This window comes from Streptomyces sp. NPDC001530, from assembly GCF_042894545.1.
Lineage (GTDB): Bacteria > Actinomycetota > Actinomycetes > Streptomycetales > Streptomycetaceae > Streptomyces.
In genome coordinates, this window is the sequence record NZ_JBIAVS010000003.1 from 1 (window position 1) to 25,672 (window position 25,672).

Here is a 25,672-nt window from a genome sequence, read left to right on the forward strand (position 1 = left end):
AGTTCGGGGTCGTCGTAGCCCAGGGCCTCGCCGTCGGCGATGCGGAACATCTCGCGGACCAGGTCGATGCCGGCGACCTCCTCGGTGACCGGGTGCTCGACCTGGAGGCGGGTGTTGACCTCCAGGAAGGAGATCGTGCCGTCCGCGCCGACGAGGAACTCCACGGTGCCGGCGCCGACGTAGCCGGCCTCCTTGAGGATCGCCTTGGAGGAGGAGTACAGCTCCGCCACCTGCGCGCCCGACAGGAACGGCGCGGGGGCCTCCTCGACGAGCTTTTGGTGGCGGCGCTGCAGGGAGCAGTCGCGGGTGGAGACGACGACCACGTTGCCGTGGCTGTCGGCCAGGCACTGGGTCTCCACGTGCCGGGGCTTGTCGAGGTAGCGCTCCACGAAGCACTCGCCGCGGCCGAAGGCGGCCACCGCCTCGCGGACGGCGGACTCGTACAGCTCGGGGACCTCCTCCAGGGTGCGGGCGACCTTCAGGCCGCGTCCGCCGCCGCCGAAGGCGGCCTTGATCGCGATCGGCAGCCCGTGCTCCTGGGCGAAGGCGACGACCTCGTCGGCGCCGCTCACCGGGTCGGGGGTGCCCGCGACGAGCGGGGCACCGGCGCGCTGCGCGATGTGCCGGGCGGCGACCTTGTCACCCAGGTCGCGGATGGCCTGCGGGGGCGGGCCGATCCAGATCAGGCCCGCGTCGAGGACGGCCTGGGCGAAGTCGGCGTTCTCCGACAGGAAGCCGTAGCCGGGGTGGATGGCATCCGCTCCGGAGTCCTTGGCGGCCTGCAGCACCTTGGCGATGTCCAGGTAGCTGGTGGCCGGGGTGTCACCGCCCAACGCGATCGCCTCATCCGCGGCGCGGACATGCGACGCGTCCCGGTCCGGGTCGGCGTAGACGGCAACGCTCGCGATCCCGGCATCCCGGCACGCCCGGGCCACGCGGACAGCGATTTCGCCACGGTTGGCGATGAGCACCTTGCGCACGATGGCTCCCTTCGCTCTCACGAGCGCGGTGGTCCGGATGGCCGCCCGCCGTCACAGCGGAGGGTTTCCGTGCTTGCGGGACGGCAGGTCGGCGTGTTTGGTCCGCAGCATCGCGAAGGAGCGAATCAGTGCCGACCGGGTGTCGCCCGGATCGATGACGTCGTCGACCAGGCCCCGCTCAGCCGCGTAATACGGGTGCATCAACTCCGACTTGTACTCCTTGATCTTCTGCTGCCGTACCGCCTCGGGATCGGCGGCGGCCGCGATGTCGCGACGGAAGATGACATTGGCGGCGCCCTCCGCGCCCATCACCGCGATCTCGTTCGTCGGCCAGGCGAGGGACAAGTCGGTGCCGATGGAGCGCGAGTCCATGACGATGTACGCGCCGCCATAGGCCTTGCGCAGGATCAGCTGCACGCGCGGCACGGTCGCGTTGCAGTACGCGTACAGCAGCTTCGCGCCGTGCCGGATGATTCCGTCGTGCTCCTGACCCACACCGGGCAGAAAGCCCGGCACGTCCACGAGTGTCGCCAACGGGATGTTGAAGGCGTCGCACATCTGGACGAAGCGCGCCGCCTTCTCGGAGGCCTCGATGTCCAGGACACCCGCGAGAGAGGCGGGCTGGTTGGCCACGATCCCCACCACATGGCCGTCGAGCCTGGCCAGAGCGCAGACGATGTTCGTCGCCCAGGCGGGGTGCACCTCGAAGAACTCCCCGTCGTCGACGATCTCCCCGATGACCGTACGCATGTCGTAGGCCCGGCCCGGGTCGTGGGGGACCAGGTCCACGAGCGCTTCGGTACGCCGGTCGGCCGGGTCGTCGCACGCCACGACGGGTGGGAGTTCACGGTTGTTGGCGGGGAGGAGCGCGAGGAGGAAGCGCACGTCCTCCAGGCAGGCTTCCTCGTCGTCGTAGGCGAAGTGCGCGACGCCAGAAGTGGCGGCGTGCACATCGGCGCCGCCCAGGCCGTTCTGGGAGATCTCCTCGCCGGTCACGGCATGCACCACGTCCGGTCCCGTGATGAACATCTGCGAGGTACCGCGCACCATGAAGACGAAGTCGGTCAGCGCGGGGGAGTAGGCGGCGCCGCCCGCGCACGGTCCGAGCATGACGCTGATCTGCGGGATCACCCCGGAGGCGCGGGTGTTGCGCCGGAAGATGCCGCCGTAGCCGGCCAGCGCCGAGACGCCTTCCTGGATCCGGGCTCCGGCCCCGTCGTTCAGCGAGACCAGCGGAGCACCCGCGCCAGCCGCCATGTCCATCAGCTTGTGGATCTTCTCGGCGTGCGCCTCGCCCAGCGCGCCGCCGAATATGCGGAAGTCGTGCGCGTAGACGAAGACGGTCCGGCCGTGGACGGTTCCCCAGCCGGTCACCACCCCGTCCGAGTGCGGTCGCCGTCGCTCCAGGCCGAAGCCGGTGGCGCGGTGTCGGCGAAGCGCCTCGACCTCGGTGAACGACCCGTCGTCCAGCAGCAGTTCGATCCGCTCGTGGGCGGTGAGCTTGCCCTTGGAGTGCTGGCGCTCCGTGGCGCCCGGGTCCGGTCCCCGACGCGCCGTTTCCTTGATTTCGCCGAGCTCCGTGAGCCGTTCGTGCACGCTTCGTTCGTCCGGGGGGTGCTCGTCCGGGCGGTCGGGGGCCATCCGGAGGCTCGACCCGGACGCCTGCCCAGGGATGCCCGAGGGGATGTCCGAGGCGGTCTGCTCAACCGTACGCATGGTGTTCCACTCCAAGGCTTTCGGCGACATCGACGGTCGGGGGAGGGCGCCGCCGCTCCCGCGTACTGCCCTGCCATCGGACGACGACGGCCCCCTCCCCGCGGATCTGCTCAGACCTGCGAGCGGGCGGTGCTGCTCTCGGCGAACGCCTTGGCGTGCTCCAAGGTGATCCTGCTGTTGCCGCTGAGCGCGCTGCGGGCGAACTCCCGGGCGTCGGCGACCGTGGCACCCTCGCCGAGGATGCCGGCCACCGCCTCGGGGCGTATCGCCACCGTGTGCTGGGAGGTCACCGCGACTCCGCCTCGTACGGCGGACACGCGCCACTCACCGGTGTGGGCCGTCATCAGCGGCGGCACCACGACCTGCTTGTAGACGATGCGTTCATCGGTGAAGCAGACACGCACCGACTTGGTCGTGTGCATGGCGCCGTCGGCGGTGATGGTGTCCATCTCCATGATCTGTACGCCCGGTTCGTCTTCCGTGAGGTCCATGCGGGAGACGTGCGGCAGCCGGTCCGGCCACTCCTGGGCCCTGTAGAGGAAGTCGTACACATCGGCCATTTCGCCGTCGACGACGATGGTGTCCTCGAAGGTCAGCTGCAGTTCCGACCGGTCCGTCGCCTGCTCCGCGAGCGCCTTGAGGTGGGCGAGCTCGGAGCGGCTGTTGCGGTCGGTGACGTCGGTGATCCATGCGAGGGCGTCGGGGGCGTCGTCGATCGCGCGGTAGGTGTGCTCGAGCACCACCTCCGTTCCCCCGTCCGGAAGCGGCTGGAGGATCCATGCTCCGGACATCGCCGCGACGGGCGGCTGGGAGACCTCTTGCCGGAAGGTGATGCGCAGGCCCGCGGGGTCCAGTTCCCGCCGGGAGGTCCAGGTCTTGACCGTGTCCCCGGCGACGGCCCAGATCCGGATGCGCTCCGCCTCCGCGCCCCGTTCCAGCTGCTCCACATGGACGGTGGGAGGGAAGTTCACGGGCCACAGGGCGGTGTCGGCGAGGAGTCCGTACACGGTCTCGGGCGTTGCGGACACGGTGACTGCATGTCGCACGTCGGTCATGGTTCGTACGTCCTTCGTGTCGGGCGTATCGGGGAGGGGCGGGCCGATGAGGGCGGCGGTGTCAGTAATTGCCCAGTCCGCCGCACACGTTGAGGGCCTGCGCGGTGATGGAGGCCGCGATATCCGAGAGCAGATAGCCGACCAGACCGGCCACCTCCCCCGGGGTGGAGTAGCGGCCGAGCGGGATCTTGGTCTCGAACCGCTCCAGTACCGCCTGCTCGTCCGTGTCCCAGATCCGCGCGTAGTTGGTGCGCACCTGCTGCGCCATGGGCGTTTCGACGTAGCCCGGGCAGACGGCGTTCACGGTGATGCCGGTCTTCGCCAGTTCCAGCCCCAGCGCCTTGGTGAACCCGACCACTCCGTGCTTGGACGCGGAGTAGGGCGCTCCGAGGACGACGCCCTGCTTGCCGCCCGTCGAGGCGATGTTGACGATGCGGCCACGCTGCTTCTCGCGCATGCCGCCCGTGGTGAGCACCTCCCGCGTCATCAGGAAGACGCTGTTGAGGTTGGTGTCGATGACGTCGTACCAGGTCTCGTCCGCGAGGTCGGCGGTGACTCCGCCGCCGCTGCGGCCGGCGTTGTTGACGAGGGCGTCGATCGTGCCGTACCGCTGCACCGCGGCCTCGACGAAGGCCCGCACCTCCGCGCGCGACCGGACGTCGCAGCGGACCCCGTCCACGTCCAGCCCGCGCTCGCGCAGCTCCTTGATGGTGACGGCCAGGTCCTCCTCGTGGCGTGCGCAGAGGAACACCTTCGCTCCGTGTTCGGCCAGGGTTTCGGTGACGGCCCGGCCGATGCCGCTGGTGCCGCCGGTGACGACCACCACGTCGGCGCTGTCGTTCGCCATGCTGTCTTCTCCTCGTGTCCGTCCTGCGGGGGTGGGGCCTTGGAACGGGTACGGGCCTTCCGGCTGGGGGGTGCCGGAAGGCCCGTGGTTCATGTGTTCGCCGCGACCGGCTCGTTGACCAGGGCCAGGAAGAGCCGGGGCGTCTCGGCCTCGCCGACGGTGTCCTCGGAGAGCTTGACGCCCAGCTCGCGCTCGACCCTGCTGGCGGCTTCGAGCAGCGCCAGCGAGTCGTAGCCGAGGTCGGTGAAGGTGGTGTCCAGGATGTCGCCTTCGAGGTCGATGCCCTCGTCCTCGCCGGCGCTCTCCCGAAGGATGCGGGTCAGGTCCGCAAGGGTCAGCTCGCGTGCCGCCATGGGTGATGTCCTCACTCTCGTGTGTCTCTTGCCGTGCCGCCGCTGATCCGGCGGATCAGTCGCTGTCGATACGGCCGGTCAGTCGCCGTCCGGAGCGCGCAGCACCATCGCCGCGTTGAAGCCGCCGTGGCCACGGGCGACGACCAGCGCGGTCCGTACGGTCATCTCGCGTGCGGTGTCCCGGACCAGGGCGATCGGGCAGTCCGCCGCCTGGTCCGGGACGTGGAGGGTCGGCGGGACGACGCCGTCGCGCATGGCGAGCAGCGCCGCCGTCACGTCGAGGGACGCGGCGCCCGAGTACAGGCGGCCGGTCATCGTCTTGGGCGCGGTGACCGGCACGGTGTGCGGGCCGAACACGGCGGCCAGGGCCTCGGCCTCGGTCCGGTCGAGGGTGCGCACCCCGGCCGCGTCCGCGAAGACCACGTCGACGTCCGGCGGGGTCACCGCCGCGTCGGCCAGGGCCAGTTCGACGGCACGGCGCAGTCCGGGCCGCCGACCGGAGCCGGGTGCGGGGTCGAAGGTCGCGCCGTACCCCGCGAGCGTGCCGTAGATCCGTGCGCCGCGGTCCCGGGCGCCCCTCTCGCTCTCCAGCACGAGAATCGCCCCGCCCTCGCCGGGCACGTACCCGTCGGCCGAGACGTCGAAGGGCGCGTAGGCGCGCTCGGGGTCGGTGGAGCGGCTGAGGCGTCCCGTGGTGATCTGTGAGACCAGGCCCCAGGGGCTCAGCGAGGCGTCCACGCCGCCGGACATCACGAGGCCGGTGCCCTTGCGTATGTGCCGTCGTGCGTGGGCGAGCGCGTCGAGGCCGCCGGCCTGGTCGGTCACCAGGACGCCGCTCGGGCCGCGCATCCCGTGGCGGATGGAGATCTGACCGGTGTTGACGGCGTAGAACCAGGCGAACGACTGGTAGGCGCTGACGTACTCGGGGCCCTTGCTCCACAGCTTCTGCAGTTCGTGCTGGGCGAACTCGAAACCGCCGGAGGCACTGGCGGTCACCACCCCCATGTCGAACTCCGGCACTGTCGCCGGGTCCACGGCGGCGTCGGCGAGGGCCCAGTCGGATGCGGCCAGGGCCATCTGCGTCATGCGGTCGGTCTGCGGGAGGATGCGGTTCGACAGGTGGTCGGCCGCGTCGAAGGTCAGGACCTCTCCGGCGAGCGGCGAGGGGTAACCGCTCGGGTCGTAACGGGTGATGCGGTCGATGCCGCTGATGCCCTTGAGCGTCGACGTCCAGAACTCCTCCGTGCCGAGGCCGTTCGGCGCGAGCACGCCGAGCCCGGTCACCACCGCGTTCTCGGTCATATGGCGCTCCCTTCCGCGGGGCGGGTCAGCACCATGGCGCTCTGGAACCCGCCGAATCCGCTGCCGACGGTGAGGGCTGTGTCCACCCGCTGTTCCCGGGCGACGAGGGGGACGTAGTCGAGATCGCACTCGGGATCCGGGGTGTGCAGATTCGCGGTGGGAGGCACGACACCGTGTTCGATCGCCAGCGCGCAGGCCGCGATCTCGATGGAGCCGATCGCTCCGAGCGAGTGCCCGATCATCGACTTGATGGAGCTCACCGGCACGTCGTAGGCGTGCTGCCCGAGGCTGCGCTTGAAGGCGGCGGTCTCGTGGCGGTCGTTCTGCTTGGTGCCGGAGCCGTGCGCGTTGACGTACGACACGTCCTCGGGGTTCGTGCGGGCCTCGACCAGGGCGGTCTCGATGGCGACCGCCATCTCCCGGCCGTCCGGCCGCAGCCCCGTCATGTGGAAGGCGTTGCAGCGGGACGCGAAGCCGGCGATCTCCGCGTAGACATGGGCGCCGCGCCGCCGGGCGTGCTCGTACTCCTCCAGTACGAAGACCGCGGCCCCTTCGCCGAGCACGAAGCCGTTGCGGCTCTTGTCGAACGGGCGGGAGGCGTGCTCCGCCTCGTCGTTGCGCGGAGTGGTCGCCTTGATGGCGTCGAAACAGGCCACCGCGATCGGGGAGATCGGGGCGTCGGTCGCACCGGCGACCATGATGTCCACGCTGCCCTCGGCGATCAGATCGCGGGCGTAGCCGACCGAGTCGATGCCGGACGTGCAGCCGGCCGAGACGACGGCGGCCGGACCTTCGGCTCCGACGGCCCAGGCGACCTCGGCCGCGATGCTGCTGGGCACGAAGTGCCCGTACAGATGCGGCACTCCGTAGGAGTGGTCGACCAGCCACTTGCGCCCGCTGTCGCTCAGGACGACGTACTCCTCCTCGAGCCCCATGGTGGCGCCCACCGCGCTGCCGATCGTCACGCCGATCTGTGCCGGGTCCGGTGTTCCGAAGTCGAGGCCGCTGTCCTGCACGGCCTCCCGGGCCCCGGCGACCGCGAACTGCGTGGCCCGGTCCATACGGCGGATCTCGCGGGGCGTCAGGCCCTGCTGCGCCGGATCGAAGGTGCACTCGGCCGCCACCTGGGAGCGGTACGCGGCGGGGTCGAAGAAGGAGATGCGCCCGGTCGCGGTGCGCCCCGAAGTGATCAGATCCCAGAACGCCTTGGTGCCCGTGCCGCCGGGCGCGATGACGCCCACGCCGGTGATGACCACCCGGCGCGGGCCCGGGGACGTGCCTCCCGGCCCGCCTGTGCGGCGGGCGTCCACAGCTGAGTCCGTCGCTGACATGTGGGTTGCCTTTCGTGGCCAAGTCCCCGTCTCGGCCGCGCTCCGGGACGGTGCGCGGGGACGTGGGTCTGCTCGGTGCCGCCGGCCTGACGACCGGTCCGGCGGCACCGAGCAGACCCACGTGCCCTCAAGGACGGGTCAAGGACCGCTCAAGGGGCCGTCGGGCCGCACTGGTGCGGTCGTCCGACCTGGGTCGCGGCGCCCTTGAGTCGGCCTGTAGTCGTCCTTGAGCGAAGCCCGAGAGCGTTCACCTCGCCGCACCGCGGTTCCCGGTAGCGCGGGACCCCGTCACGAGACCGGCACCATCAACGCGATGTGAGGACTCCTTGAGTACGCACACGGCATCCGAAGTGAAGAACTCCGCATCCGAAGTGAAGAACTCCGTCGTCAACACCGTGGTCATCGGTGTCCCGGCCGACCGCCTCTGGCGCTCGTGCACGGACATCGAGCGCTGGCCGAGCATCTTCCCCACCACCCGTGAGGTCCGCCGCACCGAGGTCGGCGCCAACGAGGTGGTGATGGACATGAGGGTCTCGAACGAACTGGGTGAGAACAGCGTTCGGTCGCACCGGCGCTACCGCCCCGACCAGTTCCGTATCGACTTCCGGATGGTGACGCTGCCCCCGGCGATCGCCGCGATGGACGGCAGCTGGACCATCGAGCCGGCCGACGGCGGGGCACGTCTCGCCATCGTGCACACCTTCGTCCCGCGGCAGGACGACGCGAAGAGCACGTCCGGCATCGCCGACGCGCTCTTCAGGACCACCGAGAACGTGCTCGCCGCACTCAAGGAGTGGCTCGAGGCCGGCCGGGACCTCGTGGCGGACGCCGACGGCGACAGTCTGCGCGACGCGTGGGGACCGAGGAACGCCGGCAACGGGATCTCGGCGGCGACGTTCGAGAACTGTGAGCTGTTCTTCAGCCGGCTCGGCCTCGCCGGCCTCGACTGGGGCGACATCACCATGGTGCTCAAGGACCTGCGCAAGGAGAGCACGCACGACGACTGGGCCGACTGGCACCGCCGGTGGTCCGCACTCGGTGTGCACTACGAGGGACGCGCCGAGGAGTCACTGGCGGCGGGCCATCTGGAGACCGCCCGCACCGCCCAGCGCAAGGCCGCCGCCTGCCACCACTACGCGGAGTTCTTCTACTTCGACGACGCGGAGGCCAAGTGGGCGAGCCGGGACCGGGTCACCGAGGTGTTCGAGCGCGCCATCCCGTATCTGAACGAGGTGGTGCACCCCCTGGACATCACCAGCGACGGACTCGACGTACCCGGATATCTCATGCTGCCGCGCGGCGAGGGCCCGTGGCCGTGCGTGGTACTGGTCAACGGCCTCGACTCGGCCAAGGAGGTCGAACTCTACGCCTTCGCCCGCGAGTTCATCGCCCGCGGCATGGGCGCGGTCGTCTTCGACGGGCCGGGGCAGGGAGTGCACATCGGCAGGACACCGATGGCGGTCGACTTCGAGCGGGTCGTGGCCGCGGTGATGGAGCACGTCGTGCGGCGGCCGGAGGTGGACGCCGACCGGATGGGGATCTTCGGAGTGAGCTTCGGGGGCTATCTCGCCGCACGCGCCGCCGCGACCGTCCCCGGCTTCCGGGCGTGCGTCAACCTCTCCGGGGGCTTCGACCACGACACCTACCGCGACGTCAACGCGATGGTGAAGAAGGACTTCCGGTTCGTCTTCGACCAGGTCGACGACGCCGCGATGGACGAGCTCGCCCGTACGTCGCTGAACCTGCGCGGCATCCCGCCCCTCCAGATCCCGCTGCTCGCCATCCACGGAGAACTCGACACGATCATCCCGATCGAGTCCTGCGAACGGATGCTGGAGTGGGCTGCGGGAGAGACCGAGCTGATCCGCTACCCCGGCGAGCGCCATGTCGCCACGAACTACTTCGGCGACTTCATCCCGCGCTTCTGCGACTGGATGTCCGAGCGGCTCGGAGTCGTGGCGCGCTGACCCGGGCCGGGCACGGGGCGGGCCGCGTTGACATACATAGCAAGCTATGGGCTAATCGACTCGACAGAACCTGTGCACGGAGGTGGCTGTGGCGGTCGGACCCGAAGGCGTGGCGATCCAGCAGTCGAACCAGCTGCCGCGTGAGGCATCGCTCGGCTACCAGGTCAACCACCTCGCGCGCCTGCTGGAACGCGCCCTGCGGCTGAAGATCGAGCGATACGGCGTCGTGCCCGGCCAGTTCGCCCAACTGCTTGCGCTCTACGAGCAGGAGGGACTGACCCAGCGGGAGCTGTGCGACCGCGTACAGATCGAACAGCCGACGATGGCGAACACCCTCCAGCGGATGGAGCGGGACGGACTGATCCACCGTGTCCCGGATCCGCGGGACAGACGCCAGGCACAGGTGCTGCTGAGCGAGCGTGCCCGTGAGCTCCAGGAGCCTTTGATCGCCGCCGCACACGAGGTCAACGATCTGGCGACCGGCGGTCTCGACGCCTCGGAGATCGCCACGCTGCTGAGCACGATCGCGCGCGTCATCGAAACCCTGGAGTCCACCGGGAGTCCCTGACCTCCCGCAAGGTCGGTGGCCCCCTTTGACGCACAACGAGACGTCAGGAAGATCCGTCTCGTCCATCGCACTGGGGAGAAGACCGTGAAATCACGTGTGCACGCCGCCGCCGGAGTGCTCGCACTGTCACTCATCACGCTGTTCTTCACGTCTTCGGTCCTCGTCGAGATCTTCGGCGACGACCACGCCGTGTCGGTCGTCAAGACGTCCATCGCCCTGGCGCTGCTGGTTCTCGTGCCGAGCATGGCGATCGCCGGAGCCTCCGGCCGCTCCCTGAGCAGCGGTCGCCGCCGCGCCCCGCTCATCCGCCGCAAGCAGCGGCGCACGGCGGCGGCCGCCGCCGTGGGACTCCTGGTGCTCGTTCCCTGCGCCGTCACCCTGCAGTCACTGGCCGCGGACCGTGACTTCGGTACGCAGTTCTCGCTGATCCAGACCGTCGAACTCATCGGCGGCGCCGTGAACATCACGCTGCTGGGGCTCAACGCCCGCGACGGCAGGCTGCTCTCCGCCGCCTCCCGGCGCCGGCGGAAGCAGCCCGTGTCCGCCGACGCACCGTCGTAAGGACCACCCTCCGGAAGGACAAGCCATGCCGGATCAGATGCCGGTCACCCGCCCGCACGGGCGGTACGCAGAGTATGGGCGCCACCGTCGACGGAGGGCCGCCTGAGATGGCCGTCGCAGGGAAGACCGCGCTGGTCACCGGCGCGAGCGAAGGCATCGGGTTCTCCATCGCCGCAGCGCTGATCGAGGCAGGCGCGCAGGTCGTGCTGACAGCGAGGCGGCAGGGACCGCTGGCCGCCGCGGCCGGACGGCTGGGCCCCTGGGCAACCTGGGTCGCCGGTGACATGGCGGACGCGGAATCGGCGCAGCGCGCCGTGGACCACGCGGTCGATGTGCACGGAAGCCTCGACCTGCTGGTCTGCAACGCGGGGATCCTGATCCCGGGAGCGCTCGCGCAGCAGCCCCTGAGCGAGGTCGACCGAGTGATCACGGTCAATCTGCGCGGCACCATCGCCACGATGAACGCGGCAGTGCCCGCGATGGCGGAGCGTCCAGGTGCCTCCGCCGTGGTCGTCTCGTCGTCCATCGGCCGCACGCCCACGCCCGGAATGGGCATCTACGGAGCCACCAAAGCGGCACTGCACTATCTCGTGCCCACCTGGGCTATCGAACTGGCGCCCCTGGGGATCCGCGTCAACGCCGTGTGCGCGGGCATCACCGACACCCCCGGTCTGCGCGTCGGAGCCCAGCACATCCCCGGTCTCGAGGACTCGGTGATCGCCACGAATCTGATCAAGCGGATCGCGACCGCCGACGAGATCGCGCGACCCGCGGTGACCCTGTTGGACAGTGATGTCAGCAGCTATGTCACCGGATCGGTCTGGGACATCGACGGGGGCTTCCAGCGCGATCGCGGGAACGGCCCGCCGCCGCGCGCGGCCGAGGTCGAGGGGACTTCCCATGACGCAGCATGACGTGGTGGTGGTCGGCGGCGGTCACAACGGACTGACGGCCGCGGCCTACCTCGCCAAGGCGGGCCTGGACGTGGTGGTGCTGGAGGCGAAGGACTACGTGGGCGGTGGCGTGATCACGCGCGAGGTGACCCTGCCCGGGTTCCACCACGATCTGCACGCGATCGCGCACATCTTCATCCAAGGCAATCCGCTGATCCGCAACGACGAGCTGGGCCTGCTGTCGCGCCACGGACTCCGGTACGTGTTCCCGGACCCCAGCATCGCCGTCACCTTCGCGGACGGCGACTACATCGCCTTCTACCGGGACGTGCACAAGACGGCCGAGACGATTGCCAGGATCTCGCCGCGGGACGCGGAGAGCTATCTGCGCTTCCACGCGTTCGCCGATCAACTGCTGGACATGCTCATGGCGAGCCTGTTCGAACCGCCGCCCCCGCTCGGAGCGTTCCTCGGCGGGCTGGACCAGACCGAGGTCGGCCAGGAGCTGCTGCGCATGCTCATGATGAGCTACCTGGACGTCGTCAACGAATGGTTCGAGAGCCCGAAGGTCCGCGCCGCGCTGGCCCGATGGGTCTCGGAGATCCTGGCCGCGCCGGAAGAAGGCGGAACCGGCGCCTTCCTGTTGATGATGGTGCCCGTCATCCACCGCTATGGACTCGGCTACGCGGTCGGTGGGTCGGGGTCGCTGACGACCGCACTGGTCGACGCAGTGGAGGAATACGGCGGGACCATCCGGACCGCGGCACCCGTCGAACGGTTCCTCTTCGCGGGCGACCGCGTGACCGGGGTCGCCCTGCGCTCGGGTGAACACATCGAGGCCCGGCGGGCGGTCGTCGCCGACGTGAACATCAAACAGCTTCCCGCGATGGTCGACCATCGCTTCGGGGCCGACTGGGAACGCAAGGTGAGGCGGATCAAACCGGTCGGCTTCGCCCTGCTGACCGGACATCTGGCGCTGAGCGAGGCGCCCATGTTCAAGGCCGGTCCCGAGGTGGGCAGCGCGGGCTTCCAGGAGATCGCGGTTCCCCTGCCCGAGCTGATGCGGACCTTCGACGGCCTGAAGTACGGCGTTCCGATCAGCAACATGCCGAGTATCGCCGTGGCGAGCGCCTGGGATCCGACCCGCGCGCCGGCCGGGCAGCACACCCTCTACCTGCTGAGCTACGCCCCCCTCGAACTGGAGCAGGGGAGCTGGGACGAGCGCAAGGAAGAACTCTTCGACCGCGTATTCGAGACCTTCTGCGGCCTCACCACGAACATGGGCCCCGACAAGGTACTCGCGAGGGTGATCGACAGTCCGGTGGACGGCGAGCGGTTCAACGCGTCGTGGCCGAACGGCGACCCGGGTCACTTCGGTTCGCAGCTCTTCCAGTTCATGGGATACCGGCCCCTGCCCAACATGGGCTACCGACTGCCCGCGGAGGGCTTCTATCTGGTGGGGCCGTCCACACACCCCGGATCAGGGGTCACCGGCGGGGCGAGAGCCGGAGCCCGGTCCATTCTCAGCGACCTCGGATATGACTTCGACGACGTGATATCCGGTCAACGGCCCACCGTTGACCTGTCGGAATAGAAGTTCGCGGGGCGGCTCGGCCGACTCGTGGGGCGACAGCACAGTCGCCCGCCCGGTCGGCCCGGCCGCCCTGGTACGCGGGGAGGTGAGCAAGGTGGACATCGGAATCCTCGGCCCCTTGACGGTACGGTCCACCGGCGGACAAGCGGTGCCGACCGCCCCCAAACCACGGCAGTTGCTCGCTTTGCTGGCCGCTCGCGCGGGCCTGGTGGTTCCCGTCGACCTGCTGGTGGACGAGTTGTGGCAGGACGACCCGCCGGCCCACGTGCTGACCGTGCTCCAGACCTACATCATGCAGCTGCGCCAGTCGCTGGCCCGCGCACGGGGAGCCAGCACCGCCGAAGTGGCCCGCGAGATACTCCCGTACTCCGGATGGGGATACCGGTTGGTCGTCGACCGTGAACGGTCGGACGCGAGCGTGTTCGCCCGGTACGCGGAGCAGGGCCGACGCGCACTGCTCAACGGCGAGAACGACCAGGCATCCGCGCTGCTGCGCCGGGCGCTGCAGGTCTGGAGGGGGCCCGCGCTGGCGGATGTGCGCGTGGGGGCGCACCTGTTGGCGCACCGGACCAGCCTGACGGAGAGCAGGCTCGGCGTCATCGAACAGCGCGTGGAAGCGGATCTGCGCATCGGACGGCATCACGAACTGATCGACGAGCTGACGGGATTGGTGGAGCGACATCCGCTCCACGAGAACCTGTGCGCGCTCCTCATCATCGCGCTCTACCGCGCCGGACAGCCGGCCCGCGCCCTCGACGCCTTCGAGCGGCTGCGAACGAACCTCCGTGAGGCACTGGGAATCGACCCTTCACCGCGTGTACGCAATCTGCGGCAGGCAGTTCTCGACGCGACCCCGCGCGCGGAGCCCGGCGAGCCGCTGCGGGCGGGGTGTTCGCCGTAGCCGGCGCCGACCCGGATCGGACCCGTTCTTCCCGACAGTCCCCGATCTTCCCACCAACCAGGGAGTGTGTGGATGCCACCCGAAGCGAACCCGACTCGGCGCCGTCCGGTCGACCTCGTCCTCGACCCGCTGCTCGATCTGTACTTCGTACGCGGACGGGTCGAGCATCTCGAGCAGGCGACACCGCGCATGCGCCTGATCCGTATCACCGGGCGGAACGTGTGCGGGCTGGATTGGGCACCGGGCCAGCACGTGAGGGTGCATGTGAAGGATGTGCAGGCCCCGCTCTGGGCCGGGGCCCTGCGCGATGTGCTGCGGACCTACTCCGTGTGGTCGTACGACGGGGAAGGGCTGGAGCTGTGCGTCCTCGACCACGGGGACGGTCCCGGTGCCCGCTGGTCCCGTTCTCTCCGGGTGGGGGACGAGGTCACCTTCCGCAAGCCCGAGGGGCGGTTCGTCACCGCCGAGTCGGCGGCGTACCACCTGTTCGTGGGGGAGGAGACAGCGTCGGTGGCCTTCGGCGCGATGCTGCGGGCGCTGCCGGACAGCGCCCGCGTCCACGGCGCCGTCGAAGTCGCCGGCCCGCAGGACCGGTTGGCGCTGCCGAGGTCCTCGGAGCTGACGTGGGGTTTCCGGGGAAGCGCGGCAGCCACCCGGTCCGCCTCGCTGGTCGCGGCCGTTCGCGCGCTCGACCTGCCCGAGGAACCCGGGGTCGCGTACCTCGCCGGCGAGGCCCGCACGTGCCAGGCCGTACGGGATCAGCTGGTGAGGGAGCGCCAGTGGCCGCGCAGGTCCGTACGGGTCAAGCCGTACTGGACACCCGGGAAGCGCGGCATGGATTAGCGAACCGGCAGGCCGTCGACGGTCTCATCCGGCCGCCGACGGTCTCACAGGACGCGTCCCGACGGCAGGTCCAGCTCCAGCCTGAACAGCCTGGACTGTATTTCTGCGTCCAGTGAGGGATCGGCCACAAGAATCGCCTGATGCAGATTGTTCAGGCGCGGTGAAGGGTCTATTCCCAGCTCGTCACGGAGATTTTTCCGAAGTTTCTGAAAAGTGCTGAGGGCCTGCGCGGGCCGCCCTGACCGGTAAAGCGAAACCATGAAGAGGGAATGAAGATTCTCATGGAGCGGATGCTGCAGGACCATCCCGGACAATTCGCTGATCAGTTCGTGGTGATATCCGAGTCGCAGATCTACTTCCACACGCTGCTCGACGGTCGCGAGGCGGCATTCCTCGAGATGGGTGCGATGTGCGCGCAGGTGCGGCCCGAGCCGGACGCCCGCCAGCGCCGGTCCGCGCCACATGCGCAGCGCCCGGCGCAGCATCACCGCCGCCTGGTCGTTCGCCCCCGCGGCCAGAGCGTCGCGCCCCAACTCGGCGCAGCGCAGGAACGCCTTCACGTCATGGGTCGTATCCGCACCCGACACCAGGCGATACCCCCAGCCCGTGAAGGGCAGTACCGCGTCGGCCACGTCGTCGGAGCCGATCCGCAAGGCGTCGGCGAGTGCCCGCCGCAGCCGCACGATGTAGGTCTGTACGACGGTCACCGCGCTGGCTGGAGGGCGGCCCTCCCATATCTCGTCGATCAGCACGTCCATGGAGACCGCTTCGTCCATCCGGGCCGCGAGCAGTGCCAGTAACTGCCGTGGCTTGGGTGCGGAGGGCGTGGCGTCGCCACCGCTCGACCGCACGACCAAGGGACCCAGAATTCCAATGTTCACCTTTCGCTCCCCCGTCAAAATGCGCGGTGTCTCATCGCAATTTGAAGGCTACAAGAGTTACCGGGCGGCATGTCAACGCTTTTCGGGTGAGTTCACCTTGTGTCGATCCGGCGTCTGTTTGTTAAGGCGAGGGAAAGCGGGAGGTGGGAAGTGTGTTGATTCGATTCAGTGATCCGGGAGTCGGCCTCGTGGATTATTCAATTAATTCGGTGCCCGTGCGCGGCCCGTGTCGAACGGGCTTGAGTGATTCTGTGGCGCATTCGGTTCTCCTGTTCTTGACGCCATCCCGTGGAGCGTGACATGGACGCCATGACCCGAAACACCTTCATCACGTACCAGGTCGAACAGCTGGCCGAGGGCGTGTACGCCTATCTCCAGCCGGACGGTGGCTGGTGCGTCAACAACGCCGGCATCGTGGTCGGCGGCGAGGGCACCGTGCTCGTGGACACCGCGGCGACCGAAGCGCGGGCACGTCTGCTGCGCGAGACGGTCCGCACCCTCTCCCCGCGCCCGGTCACCACCGTGGTCAACACCCACAGCCATGGCGACCACACCTTCGGCAACCACCTCTTCGCCCCGAGCGCCACCATCGTGGCCCACGAGCGTGCCGCGGCGGAGATGGCCGAACACGGCCTGGCACTGACCGGCCTGTGGCCGCAGGTCGACTGGGGGCGCATACAGGTGACCGCGCCCCACGTCACCTACCGGGACCGCATGACACTGCCGACCGCGGGCATCCGCGTGGAGCTCCTGCACCTGGGCCCGGGACACACGGCCGGTGACACCGTCGTCTGGCTGCCCGACCAGCGGGTGCTCTTCGCCGGGGACCTGCTCTTCTCCGGCGCGACCCCCTTCGTGCTCATGGGGTCGCTGTCCGGTTCACTGCGCGTGCTGGACCGGCTGCGGGCGCTCGAACCGCTGCATGTCGTACCCGGGCACGGCCCGCTGTGCGGACCCGAGCTGCTCGATACGAACGCGGACTATCTGCGCTGGGTCCGCGAGCTGGCGAGTGCGGGCATCGCCGACGGGCTCGATCCTCTGGAGCTGGCACGGGCGGCCGGTCCCGGACCGTACGCCCAACTCCTCGACAGCGAACGGCTGGTGGGCAATCTGGTCCGGGCCTACGCCGAGTACCACGGGGCCTTTGCCGCGGCACCCGTCGATGTGCAGGGCGCCTTCGAGGACATGGTCGCGTTCTGCGGCGGGCTGCCTCACTGCGGAGCCTGACGGTTCTGCGGTGGGCTGCCCTCCCTTGCGGAGCCTGACGGTGCCCGGGGCCCGACGCGAACAGGGCGCCGGCCCCGGGGTTGTCGTCGGCATCTCGCCGGCCGGCTCTGTTCGGCGTGCATCATGGGGCGAAGCCCGTCTGGGCCAGGGTCGCCCTTGCGGCGGCCCGAGCCGAGTCCGTTGTGGGAGTGCAATGCGATTGAGAGTGGAGTTCACGACCGAGCCCTTCGACCTCGACGAGGCGCCCCCGCACGCGCTGGTCGCCCGTGAGGTCATCGAGGCGGCCGAGCTGGACGCCGTGGACGTCGGTCCGTTCGGCAACACCGCGGAGGGCGGCGCGGACGCGGTGCTCACCGCGGTCGACGCGCTGCTGCGCAAGGCCCTGGAGGCGGGCGCCACCCGGGTCTCGCTGCAGGTGAACGTCGTCGGCGCGGTCGGGGAGGGTGAGCGGTGACCGGATTCGGGGACGACCCCTTCGTCTCGGCGGTCAAGCCGCTGGTCGACGCCATGGGGGGCGAGATGCTGCCGCCCGACCAGGCCGGCGCCGACGATGTCGTGCTGTCCTGGGAGGGCGTGGACGTCGTCGCCGTTCGCCTGCCCCAGCTCGCCGACTCGCTCGACCACATCCTGGCCGCCCTGGAGCGCAAGCAGGGCAAGCCGCTGGCCGACCTCGACCGCAAGGCCAAGCAGGAGGTCGTGCGCATACTGGAAGCGCGCGGAGCCTTCTCCGTACGGCATGGCGTGGAGACCGTCGCGAGCGCCCTAGGCGTGAGCCGCTTCACCGTCTACAACTACCTGAACAGGGAAAAGATGCAGTGATTGTGGACGCTGTATCCACACAGGTGGACGACTCCCGGGCGGTAAAAGCCCAGCTCAGAGGGGTTGTGCCCACTCGCAATATTGGATGTCAGTTGATGTGAGCGGATGTGGGCGCGTGGACGGGTTGTGGACTCTGCGCGGACCGCTACACAACCCGTCGCAGCCCGCCGCCATCGAGTGCCGCCCGCACACTCGTGAGCGAGTCCGCGCTCGCGTGCGTGTACAGCCACGTGATCTTCGCGCCGCGCTCGTGCCCCAGAATCTTCTGCGCGTTGGCCTCCGGCACACCCAGCTCGTGCAGCCTCGACGCGAACGCGTGCCGCACGTCATGGAAGTGCGGCCAGCGCTCGACCCGGTCCGTCACCGGATTCACCACCTGCCGCGCCACCCCGGCCGCCTCGGTGGCCGCAATCCACAACCGCCAGAAGTTGGAGCGCCCCAGCACCCCGCCGCGAGCCCCGCGGAACACCAGCTCCTCGGCGTGCATGCCGCTACCCGGCGAAGTGCGCTCCTGAGAGGCGGGATGCTTCTCCAGGTGCGCCTTCAGGACGTGGGCGGCCCGCGACGACAGCGGCACCGTCCGGCTGCCGGCCGCCGACTTCGGGTATGCCTTGCGGACCGGCTTGCCGTGCACCTGGATGACCGTCTCGCGGACCTGGATGCTGCCGTCCTCGAAGTTCACCCAGCAGCGGCGCAGCCCGACGAGCTCGCCCCAGCGCAGGCCGGTCTCCTCGGCGACGATGAGCATCGGATGGAAGTGCTCCGACAGCTGGGCGCGGATGTCTGCGAGCTGGTCGTAGGTCGGCGGCATCATGTCGTCCGGATGCTTCGGCTGACCCTTCGGCAACTTCACCCCGTCGCACGGGTTGAGGGCGATACGCCGGTCCCGGACGGCCGCAGCCATCATCCGGTCGAGCATCTGAAACGCCTTGTCGATCGTCCCCTTGCCGACGACGGTGGTCAGCTTCGCGACCCACTCCTCGACGTCGAGGTGGCCGATGGACACGAGCGGCCACGAACCGAAGTGCGGCTGCACGTGGTTGCTCCACACGCTGCCCGCGGTCTCCTGCGTGTTGTCGCCGATCCGCAGGGTCGCCGCCCACTTGGGATGCCACTCGTCGATCGTCACCTTGCCGCGGTCGAGGTCTGTGAAGCTCCCGGACCGGACCTGATCCCGCATCTTGTCGAGGTGCCCCTCGGCCCGCCTCTTGGCGTCCTTGCCCTTGAACGTCTTCGCGCGCTGTCGGCCGGACGGGTCCCGGTAGCGGGCCTGCCACGGCCCGGTGCAGTCCTTGCGGGTGTGGACTTCACCGGGCCGGAACGCTTCCGTGCACGCCTTGCAGCCGCACGACTTGATGCGGATCTGCCTGGGATTGTTGCGGGCCTTACGGGGCATGGCGGACCTCCTCGCGCCGGTGCGCAGTTCGCTGGACGGGGACCCGCGGCTTCGGCTTCGGGACCGCTATGAACTCCCCGCACCAGCATGTCGCACCCAGCCCGAGCTGTGGGGCACCCAGCCAGATCAACATGGCCCTGACTTGCTTCAACGCCTGGAAATAGTCGAGACCTTCACCGATGACGATCGCCACTCGGTCGCGGTCCCATCGCGGCGCGATCGGGTCAGCATCCTCCACGATCACGGTTGCGCACATACGACCCCCTGAGGCCTATGACTCGGCTCAACTGGCCCGGCCGCAGGTGGAGGTTACGGCGGAGGTTTGACAGTACCGCTGTCAACTACCGTTCGTGAAGCACGCATACGAGATCGGTGATGCGAAAACGTAGTACGCAAAAGGTTGTACGACGAACGCCTGATTTTCGGATCAGGACCGGGACTGGGAGCGCTCGCTCATCGCCTGCATCGTCGCCTCGATGACCCGACGGTCCTCGGCTTCCAGGGACCGCCACAGGTGGAGGAAGCGGCCCTCCGACTCGGCGTCCATGGGAGCGGGGATGGTCCGCCCGGCAGCCTCGAAGACTTCGGCGACGGTCAGGCCGGCGCCCTCGGCGAACTTGCGCAGCAAGGCGGGGGAGGGGCCGCGGCTTCCGGTGGCGCGGTCCCCGCTCTTCCAGGAGTGCAGCGTGGATGTGGAGATGTTGGAGCGCCGGGCCAGGGTGGACAGAGTCCAGTCCCGTTCCCGCATCACGCGCTCGATGAGCTTCGCAAGGTCATCCACATGTAGAAGCATCGGGCACTATCCACATTCGCTACAAGTCACAGCAGCACAGTTGACCTGCTTTGATTTCCACATTCGGAAGCCCTGGCATATGCAGAAGCCCTGGCCAAGACTTTTTTTCCAAGTCAGATCACTTGACATCCATCCACATCCAACCTTGAATGTGGAAACGAGGCCGTTGGACCGCTTCCACATTCGGTCACACGGCATCAACTCTCGGCCACGAAGGGGCACCACATGCACCGACTGGACAACGGCAAGCCCATCCGGGACGCGATGAGCCACGCCGGACTGTCCATCGAGCGCCTCGCCGAGAAGACCAAAGAAGTCGACCCCGCCGGCTACGGCATCAGCCGCTCAGCCGTCGGCCACATGGTCTCCACCGGACCCAGCGGGCGCGGCGAGTTCGAACGCCGCTCCGCCGACCTGGTGGCGAAGGCGCTCGGCAGACCCGTCACGGACCTTTTCGGCCCCACCCCCACGTGACCTTTTCGTCCCAGCAGTTTCCACATTCGCCGGAAGATCTTCCACAACAGATGAAAGGAGGACTCGTGGAGCAGCCCCTCACCCCCACGCAGCTGCGCACCGAATCCCCCCTGCTCACCAAGACCGAGCTGCGGCAGTGGCTCAAGGTCAGCGACATGTGGGTTCGCATCCAGATCGAAGAGAACCCCGACTTCGTCCAGCGCTGCGTGATCGACATCGCCACCCCCGGCAGTAGCCGCCGCACGTACCGCTTCCCGGCCCGCGCCGTCGCCGAGTACCTGCGGATCCCCGAATACGCGACACCGCAGCTCACCGCCGCCGCTTAGAGCGGCCGCGACCCCAACGGCCGGTTCGCACACCGGCAGCCGGGGTCACCGCGGCACACGCCGCGCGATCCACCCACACCATCCAAGAGAGAAGGGCAGATCGGTGCCTTCATCATCCACTACTCCGGAGCGCGAGATCGAGCGCCTCCGCATCGAGCGGGACGAACTCGCCGCCGCCGCAAAGCGCGTGGCCGACTCGCTCCAGTCCTTCATGAACGACACAACGGACCCGGGCACTGAGGCGCTTGCCGCCCACTACGAGGTGTCCCGGCTCCTCGCGAAGCTGGAGATCGACGGTCAGGTGATCGGCGACTCCGAGTACCTGTCGCGCTTCTCCGTCACCCCGGCCGAGGTCCACCGATTCCTGGCCAAGAGCCTCGCCGAGGACGTGCACCTGCGCTACCAGCAGGCCGTCGGCGGCCGGGCAGTTGAGGAAGCCGCCAAGGACTTGCGCATGACGGCCGCCTCGCTGGAGGCGGAAGGGGAGAAGACCACGCCTCGTGGGCTTCGTGACGCCGCCAACGAGATCGACCCGATGAAGCACGGCGGTCCGTTCCCGTCCGAGCTGATCCGCTTCGGCGAGTCGGGCGGCCAGCGATGAACTTCGAGCCGTTGACCCCGTTCGACGAGATCACCTCCGGCGTCCGGATGGTCTCCCCGTTGCAGACGATGTTCGCCGCGGCGGAGGAGAAGCTCCTCGCCACCCGCCCGGAGGGCTTCGAGGTCGAGGAAATCGGCCGTCTGGCCTGGGATCTGCTGCCGAAGTCCGAGCTGCCGCAGGCGTTCAACGAGCTGCTCTACACGTACTGGGAGGCCTTCACGGCCGACCGTGAGACGTGGGCCGCACGCGATGGCGAGGTGCAGTCATGACCCTCCCCTCCGACTGGTCCACCACCCGGTCCACTGCCTGTCTGCTGGATCACCTGGTGCACGTGCCGTGTGGATGGCGTAGCGCGCACGCCTATGCCCTGCCCTCCGACTTGGTGGGCGCCCGTGACGTCATCGACGGCCACGAATGCGTCGACCCGCTGGCCGCTGCCGTGGCCGAGCTGGGCGCCCTCCCGATGCCGACCGGGGGTGCGTCGTGAAGCGCCTGTCGCCGGAGCGCGAAGCCGGCATCCGCGAGTTGATCGTGCGGGCAACGCCGGTGGGTGCTGCTGTCGCCTCGCCGGGCGCACTCGCCGACCTGCTGGCCGAACTGGACGCGGTCCGCAAGGAGCGCGACGAGGCGGTGGGGCGGGTCGCCGAGTTGGAGGCCGAGCTCGCCGACTACACGGAACCGGACGTGGACGGCGTGGGCCGCACTTACGAGTCGTACCACCCGCCCCAGCCTGCCGATGACCCGGCCCGCTGCCTGGAGAACCACCGGTTCAGCCCGCGCGACGGCTGGCGGATGATCTGCGGCTCGTGTGACCACGGGTCGAAGGCCGAGTGCCACCGCATTGAGGGGGTCACGCGATGACCACCGACATGCGTGCCCTGGTCGACCGTCAGCGCGAGGCCGCCGCCGAGCAGCAGCTCGCCCGGCAGAAGTTCGAGCAGCGCATGGCCCCGCTGGCTGAGCTGCTCGCGCACCCGGAGACGGCCCACGGCGAACCGGCGTCCGCTGGCGAACTCGCCGAGTACCGGCACCTGCGCATCGACGGCGACCCGGACTGGACCGTCCACCCCTTCCCGGACCTGATCAAGCACGGCCGCACCAAGGGAGCGTCATGAACAACCTCGACATGGACTCCGGCCTCGCGAACGTCGTGGACTACCTGCGCGAAGTGCACGCCCCGATCACGCAGGCCATCACGGACCACAAGCCGGTCACCGCAACCGACTGCGCCGCACTGTCCGGTGCCGTGTGGGCGCTGCTGGACGCGATCGACGCGAGGCTTCCGCAGCGCGAGCAGCAGGCCGCTAAGGCGGTGGCGTGATGGCGACCGTCATCGAGCCCCGCCGCGCCGACGACGTCGAGGAACTCCTCGTCCAGCTCGACGCCGACTACAGCGCCGTCTACGGCCCGGACCTGGCCAGCTGGTCGCGGGGGGTGCGCGGCGAGTTCTTCGAACTGCAGCGTTCCCGCCGCGCCATGGACCGCGAAGTGCATCCGCTGCACCCGCGGAAGGCGTCCGCCGCCCGCCGCCGCCGGCATCAGCGCCAGCTGCCGTGGCGCATCAGCCAGATCGCCCCCGACGCCGTCACCGTCCTCCTCGCGCCCGTATGGACGGACACCACGGGGGAGTCCCACCGCCACTACCTCGCCCAGTGCTTCGACGCCGACGGGCACAAGCTCCGGCTTCCGCTCGGCGGGTCCCGGCAGCTCGCCGCACTCATGCAGGGCGCGTTCCCGGGCGCCGACTGGAACCGGGCGCAGACCTGGCGGGCCGACACCAACCAACTCACCGGCTGGCAGCAGCGCAAGGCGGTGGCGTGATGCCTGAACTCAAGGTCGAGATCGACGGCCAGCTTCTGCCGCTGACGAACTGCACGTGGATCACGTGGGCGCCGTGCGGCTGCCCGTGCGGAGCGCTCACCGCGGCGTTCGGCGACGAGGCGTTCGCCACCGAACAGCAGGCGTGGCAGGAGACGTTCCCGCTCAAGCGCGAGCGCGACAAGTACCAGCGCCAGGGCTACCGGCTGGAGCTCATGAGCTGGGACCGCTACCGCGCCGAAGTCGACCTCGCCATCCGCTGCCCGCACGTGAAGGCCAAGACCACGCAGCAGACGCTCGACGCAGCCGAGGCCGCCTCGTGACCGCCCCGCTGCCGTCGCCGCAACTGTCGCCGACCGCGGGCCTGTTCAACGCGCTCGTCCGGCTGAGCATCGCCCGCCTGGCCGCCTACGTCGCCGACCTGGAGCAGCAGATCGACGACCGCCGCATCCTCCGCGCCGCCCCGAAAGACAGCACCGACTGGGACGACGCGACGTGGGCCGCCTGGTGGCGCGCCGCCGCAAGGGCCCACGGAGACGGAGGCCAGCCGTGATCACCGCCATCGTCGCCGGGATCGCAGCCGTGGCCCTGCTCCTCGCCAGCGCCCGCGACGACCACCGCAAGCACACCACCAGCCGCAACGCCCAGGAGGGGCAGTGAAGACCGCCATTGAGATCGCCTGCCCCGTCGTGGTGTGCGGCTGGTTCATCGCCGCCTTCATCCGCGCCTTCTGCATCAGCGAGCCCGCCGAGGAGGAGCAGTGACCACCCTCACCACCCCGGCCCCCGACGAGATCGCCGACGTCCTCGACAAGGCCGCCGACCACATCGTCACCGTCGGCTTCTGCAAGAAGTACCTGTACAGCGTCCGCCAAGCCAATGCCGGGCTCGCCCTCACCAAGTGCGAGGTCGACGTGCTCGGCGCCATCAACGTCGCCGTCCACGGCACCCCCCGCTACGTCGGCGGCGACCCGCTCGTCCACGCCGCAGAGAAGGCCCTCGCCGACAGCATCGACGCCCCCTCCGTCGCCGCCTGGTGTGACTACCGGGGCAACGGCAAAGCCAAGGCGATCGCCCTGCTGCGCGACACGGCGACGTGCCTGCGGGAGGGGCTGTGATCGGCCGGGGCAAGCACCGGGCGGCGGCCGACAACAAGCGGCTGCGGCAGCTCCGTCGCGAGGACCGGCAGTACATCCGTCACTGCCACGAACGGTTCGCCGAACTCGGCTGCAAGGTCCGCTACTGGCGGGCCCGCGCCGAAGTCGCCGAAGGACGGCTGCAGGCGAAGGAGCAGCAGCTCCAGCAGCACGTCGAGCAGCTCATGGCGCGGGACAGCGAACTGGTCAAGTTGCGCGGCCAGTTGAAGGCGGCCAGCGACGACACCGTCGAGACGCCGATCCCGAAGCTGCCCGAGCCCGAACTCGCGGGCGCCACCACCTGACTCGCCGGGCCGCCGGATGAGACCGGCCGGCGGACCCGGCGCCAACGCAAGAACCCCGCCCAGGACAAGTGGGCGGGGATCCCCGCCAGGATCCCACAAGGAGATTCCCGATGATCGGTGAGACCACCGACTACACGATGATCGTCCACGGCCAGCAGAAGCACACCGTCTCCGGTGCCGTACAAGCGGCGCCCGGCCTGGTCGTCTTCCGGATGCCCGCCGACCAGTCGCTGAACAACCCGGCACGCTGGCGGATCGGCCACCACGAAGGCCTCGCTATCGCCGAAGCGATGTGCCGCGAGAACGCGTTCAAGGGCGTCGAGATCCTCGTCGAGTCCGGCATCGACTGGACGCAGGACACCGACACGATCAAGGACACGGTCACCGACAAGACCGCCCGCGACCTGTACGCGAAGCTCAGCTACGCCTGGTGCGACGAGCCCGGCAGCAACTACATGCGCGGCGACGTCTCCCACAACGGCACCTACACCGACGCCGACATCGAATCCGCGGCCGCCGAGTTCAAGGACGACGGCTTCAACGCGCTGCAGATCATCACCGCGATGTCCCACACCGTGCCGTGGATGGGCCTCGACACCAACGACTTCAACGAAGCCCACGACCGCATCGTCACGTTGGCAGGTGCCAACTGATGGCCTCCGAGCATCAGCGCGTCTGGAACCGGCGCAGCCAAGACGCCCAGGGCCCGTGGCGGCCGTCGAAGCTCACCACCGAGCAGCGCGCCGACATCACACGGCGCCTCGCCGACGGCGAGACCCCGATCGACTTGGCCGCCGAGTACGGCGTCACCGCCAGCCGCATCCGCCAACTCCGCTGACCAACAACCCAGACCGGCGGTCGCGTGAGCCCCCCACTCCGCGCCGCCACCCAGGGTCGCCGGCCCCGCACCACCCCCCCGGTCGGGGTCGGCGACCCGCCCTCAGTGCACCCATTTCACGCAGAACACGCACCTCAGCAGCGAACAG

General features: G+C 69.3%; 35 protein-coding genes. 25 read left to right on the forward strand and 10 right to left on the reverse strand.

Features of this window, described 5'->3' with window-relative positions; translation table 11 throughout:
• From ACFY0T_RS05310 to ACFY0T_RS05340, 7 genes are all read right to left on the reverse strand, one after another.
• Positions 1–980 (reverse strand): acetyl/propionyl/methylcrotonyl-CoA carboxylase subunit alpha (locus ACFY0T_RS05310; RefSeq protein ID WP_388864767.1); only part of this gene is annotated, 980 nt, incomplete at its 3' end.
• A gap of 51 nt (positions 981–1,031) precedes the next feature.
• A complete protein-coding gene (locus tag ACFY0T_RS05315) occupies positions 1,032–2,621 on the reverse strand; it encodes an acyl-CoA carboxylase subunit beta (protein ID WP_388865654.1) in 1,590 nt (529 codons plus the stop codon).
• A 185-nt stretch (positions 2,622–2,806) separates the two neighbouring features.
• On the reverse strand, positions 2,807–3,751 hold the full coding sequence (locus ACFY0T_RS05320; protein ID WP_388864768.1) for an aromatase/cyclase: 945 nt from the start codon (positions 3,749–3,751) through the stop codon (positions 2,807–2,809).
• Positions 3,752–3,812: 61 nt separating this feature from the next.
• Positions 3,813–4,598 (reverse strand): SDR family NAD(P)-dependent oxidoreductase, encoded by a 786-nt coding sequence (locus ACFY0T_RS05325; RefSeq protein WP_388864770.1) that lies wholly within the window; start codon positions 4,596–4,598, stop codon positions 3,813–3,815.
• 89 nt (positions 4,599–4,687) lie between these two features.
• Entirely contained in the window at positions 4,688–4,951 is a 264-nt protein-coding gene (locus ACFY0T_RS05330) for an acyl carrier protein (RefSeq protein ID WP_388864772.1), read from the reverse strand.
• Between the two features lie 78 nt (positions 4,952–5,029).
• Entirely contained in the window at positions 5,030–6,253 is a 1,224-nt protein-coding gene (locus ACFY0T_RS05335; protein WP_388864773.1) for a ketosynthase chain-length factor, read from the reverse strand.
• The gene (locus tag ACFY0T_RS05340) at positions 6,250–7,584 is read right to left on the reverse strand and encodes a beta-ketoacyl-[acyl-carrier-protein] synthase family protein (protein ID WP_388864775.1); all 1,335 of its coding nucleotides are present in this window, start codon (positions 7,582–7,584) and stop codon (positions 6,250–6,252) included. Before ACFY0T_RS05340 ends, ACFY0T_RS05335 begins: the two co-directional genes overlap by 4 nt.
• A gap of 326 nt (positions 7,585–7,910) precedes the next feature.
• On the opposite strand from ACFY0T_RS05340, the gene ACFY0T_RS05345 reads away from it, so the two are divergent.
• From ACFY0T_RS05345 to ACFY0T_RS05375, 7 genes are all read left to right on the forward strand, one after another.
• Complete coding sequence (locus tag ACFY0T_RS05345) at positions 7,911–9,551, forward strand: alpha/beta hydrolase (RefSeq protein WP_388864777.1); 1,641 nt, start codon at positions 7,911–7,913, stop codon at positions 9,549–9,551.
• Positions 9,552–9,639: 88 nt separating this feature from the next.
• Entirely contained in the window at positions 9,640–10,119 is a 480-nt protein-coding gene (locus ACFY0T_RS05350) for a MarR family winged helix-turn-helix transcriptional regulator (RefSeq protein ID WP_388864779.1), read from the forward strand.
• An 84-nt stretch (positions 10,120–10,203) separates the two neighbouring features.
• Positions 10,204–10,680, forward strand: a complete 477-nt coding sequence (locus ACFY0T_RS05355) for a hypothetical protein (RefSeq protein WP_388864781.1) — start codon at positions 10,204–10,206, stop codon at positions 10,678–10,680.
• Between the two features lie 107 nt (positions 10,681–10,787).
• Positions 10,788–11,594, forward strand: coding sequence for an SDR family NAD(P)-dependent oxidoreductase (locus ACFY0T_RS05360; protein WP_388864783.1), 807 nt, complete (start codon positions 10,788–10,790; stop codon positions 11,592–11,594).
• Complete coding sequence (locus ACFY0T_RS05365; protein WP_388864785.1) at positions 11,581–13,167, forward strand: phytoene desaturase family protein; 1,587 nt, start codon at positions 11,581–11,583, stop codon at positions 13,165–13,167. Before ACFY0T_RS05360 ends, ACFY0T_RS05365 begins: the two co-directional genes overlap by 14 nt.
• 94 nt (positions 13,168–13,261) lie before the next feature.
• Positions 13,262–14,068 (forward strand): BTAD domain-containing putative transcriptional regulator, encoded by an 807-nt coding sequence (locus ACFY0T_RS05370; protein ID WP_388864787.1) that lies wholly within the window; start codon positions 13,262–13,264, stop codon positions 14,066–14,068.
• 72 nt (positions 14,069–14,140) lie between these two features.
• Positions 14,141–14,911, forward strand: a complete 771-nt coding sequence (locus ACFY0T_RS05375) for a siderophore-interacting protein (protein WP_388864789.1) — start codon at positions 14,141–14,143, stop codon at positions 14,909–14,911.
• A 44-nt stretch (positions 14,912–14,955) separates the two neighbouring features.
• Here the strand turns inward: ACFY0T_RS05375 and ACFY0T_RS05380 are convergent, their stop codons facing one another.
• Entirely contained in the window at positions 14,956–15,792 is an 837-nt protein-coding gene (locus ACFY0T_RS05380) for a BTAD domain-containing putative transcriptional regulator (protein ID WP_388864791.1), read from the reverse strand.
• Positions 15,793–16,092: 300 nt separating this feature from the next.
• On the opposite strand from ACFY0T_RS05380, the gene ACFY0T_RS05385 reads away from it, so the two are divergent.
• The 3 genes from ACFY0T_RS05385 (at position 16,093) to ACFY0T_RS05395 (ending at position 17,838) form a co-directional block, all read left to right on the forward strand.
• Positions 16,093–17,019 (forward strand): MBL fold metallo-hydrolase, encoded by a 927-nt coding sequence (locus tag ACFY0T_RS05385; protein WP_388864793.1) that lies wholly within the window; start codon positions 16,093–16,095, stop codon positions 17,017–17,019.
• 193 nt (positions 17,020–17,212) lie between these two features.
• Positions 17,213–17,473: a hypothetical protein gene (locus ACFY0T_RS05390; RefSeq protein WP_388864795.1), complete on the forward strand. Its 261-nt coding sequence runs from the start codon at positions 17,213–17,215 to the stop codon at positions 17,471–17,473.
• A complete protein-coding gene (locus tag ACFY0T_RS05395) occupies positions 17,470–17,838 on the forward strand; it encodes a helix-turn-helix domain-containing protein (RefSeq protein ID WP_388864797.1) in 369 nt (122 codons plus the stop codon). The genes ACFY0T_RS05390 and ACFY0T_RS05395 overlap by 4 nt, the downstream gene beginning before the upstream one ends.
• Positions 17,839–17,983: 145 nt before the next feature.
• Here ACFY0T_RS05395 and ACFY0T_RS05400 read toward each other — a convergent pair whose 3' ends face one another.
• Positions 17,984–19,234 carry a tyrosine-type recombinase/integrase gene (locus tag ACFY0T_RS05400; RefSeq protein ID WP_388864799.1) on the reverse strand — a complete coding sequence of 417 codons (1,251 nt, stop codon included), beginning with the start codon at positions 19,232–19,234 and terminating at the stop codon, positions 17,984–17,986.
• Between the two features lie 427 nt (positions 19,235–19,661).
• A complete protein-coding gene (locus tag ACFY0T_RS05405; protein ID WP_388864801.1) occupies positions 19,662–20,015 on the reverse strand; it encodes a helix-turn-helix domain-containing protein in 354 nt (117 codons plus the stop codon).
• Positions 20,016–20,252: 237 nt separating this feature from the next.
• Between ACFY0T_RS05405 and ACFY0T_RS05410 the strand changes: the two genes are divergently transcribed.
• The 15 genes from ACFY0T_RS05410 (at position 20,253) to ACFY0T_RS05480 (ending at position 25,524) form a co-directional block, all read left to right on the forward strand.
• Positions 20,253–20,501: an XRE family transcriptional regulator gene (locus ACFY0T_RS05410; protein ID WP_388864803.1), complete on the forward strand. Its 249-nt coding sequence runs from the start codon at positions 20,253–20,255 to the stop codon at positions 20,499–20,501.
• A gap of 65 nt (positions 20,502–20,566) precedes the next feature.
• Positions 20,567–20,827 carry a hypothetical protein gene (locus ACFY0T_RS05415; protein ID WP_388864805.1) on the forward strand — a complete coding sequence of 87 codons (261 nt, stop codon included), beginning with the start codon at positions 20,567–20,569 and terminating at the stop codon, positions 20,825–20,827.
• A 103-nt stretch (positions 20,828–20,930) separates the two neighbouring features.
• Positions 20,931–21,428 (forward strand): hypothetical protein, encoded by a 498-nt coding sequence (locus tag ACFY0T_RS05420; protein ID WP_388864806.1) that lies wholly within the window; start codon positions 20,931–20,933, stop codon positions 21,426–21,428.
• On the forward strand, positions 21,425–21,697 hold the full coding sequence (locus ACFY0T_RS05425; RefSeq protein ID WP_388864808.1) for a hypothetical protein: 273 nt from the start codon (positions 21,425–21,427) through the stop codon (positions 21,695–21,697). Before ACFY0T_RS05420 ends, ACFY0T_RS05425 begins: the two co-directional genes overlap by 4 nt.
• A complete protein-coding gene (locus tag ACFY0T_RS05430; protein ID WP_388864810.1) occupies positions 21,694–21,915 on the forward strand; it encodes a hypothetical protein in 222 nt (73 codons plus the stop codon). Before ACFY0T_RS05425 ends, ACFY0T_RS05430 begins: the two co-directional genes overlap by 4 nt.
• Entirely contained in the window at positions 21,912–22,289 is a 378-nt protein-coding gene (locus ACFY0T_RS05435; protein WP_388864812.1) for a hypothetical protein, read from the forward strand. The genes ACFY0T_RS05430 and ACFY0T_RS05435 overlap by 4 nt, the downstream gene beginning before the upstream one ends.
• Complete coding sequence (locus ACFY0T_RS05440) at positions 22,286–22,543, forward strand: hypothetical protein (protein WP_388864814.1); 258 nt, start codon at positions 22,286–22,288, stop codon at positions 22,541–22,543. The genes ACFY0T_RS05435 and ACFY0T_RS05440 overlap by 4 nt, the downstream gene beginning before the upstream one ends.
• Complete coding sequence (locus ACFY0T_RS05445) at positions 22,540–22,749, forward strand: hypothetical protein (protein WP_388864815.1); 210 nt, start codon at positions 22,540–22,542, stop codon at positions 22,747–22,749. The genes ACFY0T_RS05440 and ACFY0T_RS05445 overlap by 4 nt, the downstream gene beginning before the upstream one ends.
• Positions 22,749–23,249 (forward strand): hypothetical protein, encoded by a 501-nt coding sequence (locus ACFY0T_RS05450; RefSeq protein ID WP_388864817.1) that lies wholly within the window; start codon positions 22,749–22,751, stop codon positions 23,247–23,249. The genes ACFY0T_RS05445 and ACFY0T_RS05450 overlap by 1 nt, the downstream gene beginning before the upstream one ends.
• Positions 23,249–23,569, forward strand: a complete 321-nt coding sequence (locus tag ACFY0T_RS05455) for a hypothetical protein (RefSeq protein WP_388864819.1) — start codon at positions 23,249–23,251, stop codon at positions 23,567–23,569. Before ACFY0T_RS05450 ends, ACFY0T_RS05455 begins: the two co-directional genes overlap by 1 nt.
• Complete coding sequence (locus ACFY0T_RS05460; protein ID WP_388864821.1) at positions 23,566–23,799, forward strand: hypothetical protein; 234 nt, start codon at positions 23,566–23,568, stop codon at positions 23,797–23,799. Before ACFY0T_RS05455 ends, ACFY0T_RS05460 begins: the two co-directional genes overlap by 4 nt.
• 207 nt (positions 23,800–24,006) lie before the next feature.
• Complete coding sequence (locus tag ACFY0T_RS05465; RefSeq protein ID WP_388864823.1) at positions 24,007–24,363, forward strand: hypothetical protein; 357 nt, start codon at positions 24,007–24,009, stop codon at positions 24,361–24,363.
• On the forward strand, positions 24,360–24,686 hold the full coding sequence (locus tag ACFY0T_RS05470; RefSeq protein WP_388864825.1) for a hypothetical protein: 327 nt from the start codon (positions 24,360–24,362) through the stop codon (positions 24,684–24,686). Before ACFY0T_RS05465 ends, ACFY0T_RS05470 begins: the two co-directional genes overlap by 4 nt.
• Before the next feature lie 110 nt (positions 24,687–24,796).
• The gene (locus ACFY0T_RS05475; RefSeq protein WP_388864827.1) at positions 24,797–25,339 is read left to right on the forward strand and encodes a hypothetical protein; all 543 of its coding nucleotides are present in this window, start codon (positions 24,797–24,799) and stop codon (positions 25,337–25,339) included.
• Entirely contained in the window at positions 25,339–25,524 is a 186-nt protein-coding gene (locus ACFY0T_RS05480) for a hypothetical protein (protein WP_388864828.1), read from the forward strand. The genes ACFY0T_RS05475 and ACFY0T_RS05480 overlap by 1 nt, the downstream gene beginning before the upstream one ends.
• The last annotated feature ends 148 nt before the right edge of the window (positions 25,525–25,672 follow it).

Bases quoted from the DNA above. Each gene is read 5' to 3' on its own strand.
- ACFY0T_RS05325 (WP_388864770.1), bottom strand. From the start codon at position 4,598: ATGGCGAACGACAGCGCCGACGTGGTGGTCGTCACCGGCGGCACCAGC.
- ACFY0T_RS05410 (WP_388864803.1), top strand. From the start codon at position 20,253: ATGCACCGACTGGACAACGGCAAGCCCATCCGGGACGCGATGAGCCAC.
- ACFY0T_RS05330 (WP_388864772.1), bottom strand. From the start codon at position 4,951: ATGGCGGCACGCGAGCTGACCCTTGCGGACCTGACCCGCATCCTTCGG.
- ACFY0T_RS05320 (WP_388864768.1), bottom strand. From the start codon at position 3,751: ATGACCGACGTGCGACATGCAGTCACCGTGTCCGCAACGCCCGAGACC.
- ACFY0T_RS05315 (WP_388865654.1), bottom strand. From the start codon at position 2,621: ATGGCCCCCGACCGCCCGGACGAGCACCCCCCGGACGAACGAAGCGTG.
- ACFY0T_RS05360 (WP_388864783.1), top strand. From the start codon at position 10,788: ATGGCCGTCGCAGGGAAGACCGCGCTGGTCACCGGCGCGAGCGAAGGC.
- ACFY0T_RS05390 (WP_388864795.1), top strand. From the start codon at position 17,213: ATGCGATTGAGAGTGGAGTTCACGACCGAGCCCTTCGACCTCGACGAG.
- ACFY0T_RS05425 (WP_388864808.1), top strand. From the start codon at position 21,425: ATGAACTTCGAGCCGTTGACCCCGTTCGACGAGATCACCTCCGGCGTC.
- ACFY0T_RS05450 (WP_388864817.1), top strand. From the start codon at position 22,749: ATGGCGACCGTCATCGAGCCCCGCCGCGCCGACGACGTCGAGGAACTC.
- ACFY0T_RS05440 (WP_388864814.1), top strand. From the start codon at position 22,286: ATGACCACCGACATGCGTGCCCTGGTCGACCGTCAGCGCGAGGCCGCC.
- ACFY0T_RS05365 (WP_388864785.1), top strand. From the start codon at position 11,581: ATGACGCAGCATGACGTGGTGGTGGTCGGCGGCGGTCACAACGGACTG.
- ACFY0T_RS05375 (WP_388864789.1), top strand. From the start codon at position 14,141: ATGCCACCCGAAGCGAACCCGACTCGGCGCCGTCCGGTCGACCTCGTC.
- ACFY0T_RS05430 (WP_388864810.1), top strand. From the start codon at position 21,694: ATGACCCTCCCCTCCGACTGGTCCACCACCCGGTCCACTGCCTGTCTG.
- ACFY0T_RS05455 (WP_388864819.1), top strand. From the start codon at position 23,249: ATGCCTGAACTCAAGGTCGAGATCGACGGCCAGCTTCTGCCGCTGACG.
- ACFY0T_RS05475 (WP_388864827.1), top strand. From the start codon at position 24,797: ATGATCGGTGAGACCACCGACTACACGATGATCGTCCACGGCCAGCAG.
- ACFY0T_RS05400 (WP_388864799.1), bottom strand. From the start codon at position 19,234: ATGCCCCGTAAGGCCCGCAACAATCCCAGGCAGATCCGCATCAAGTCG.
- ACFY0T_RS05335 (WP_388864773.1), bottom strand. From the start codon at position 6,253: ATGACCGAGAACGCGGTGGTGACCGGGCTCGGCGTGCTCGCGCCGAAC.
- ACFY0T_RS05445 (WP_388864815.1), top strand. From the start codon at position 22,540: ATGAACAACCTCGACATGGACTCCGGCCTCGCGAACGTCGTGGACTAC.
- ACFY0T_RS05385 (WP_388864793.1), top strand. From the start codon at position 16,093: ATGGACGCCATGACCCGAAACACCTTCATCACGTACCAGGTCGAACAG.
- ACFY0T_RS05340 (WP_388864775.1), bottom strand. From the start codon at position 7,584: ATGTCAGCGACGGACTCAGCTGTGGACGCCCGCCGCACAGGCGGGCCG.
- ACFY0T_RS05480 (WP_388864828.1), top strand. From the start codon at position 25,339: ATGGCCTCCGAGCATCAGCGCGTCTGGAACCGGCGCAGCCAAGACGCC.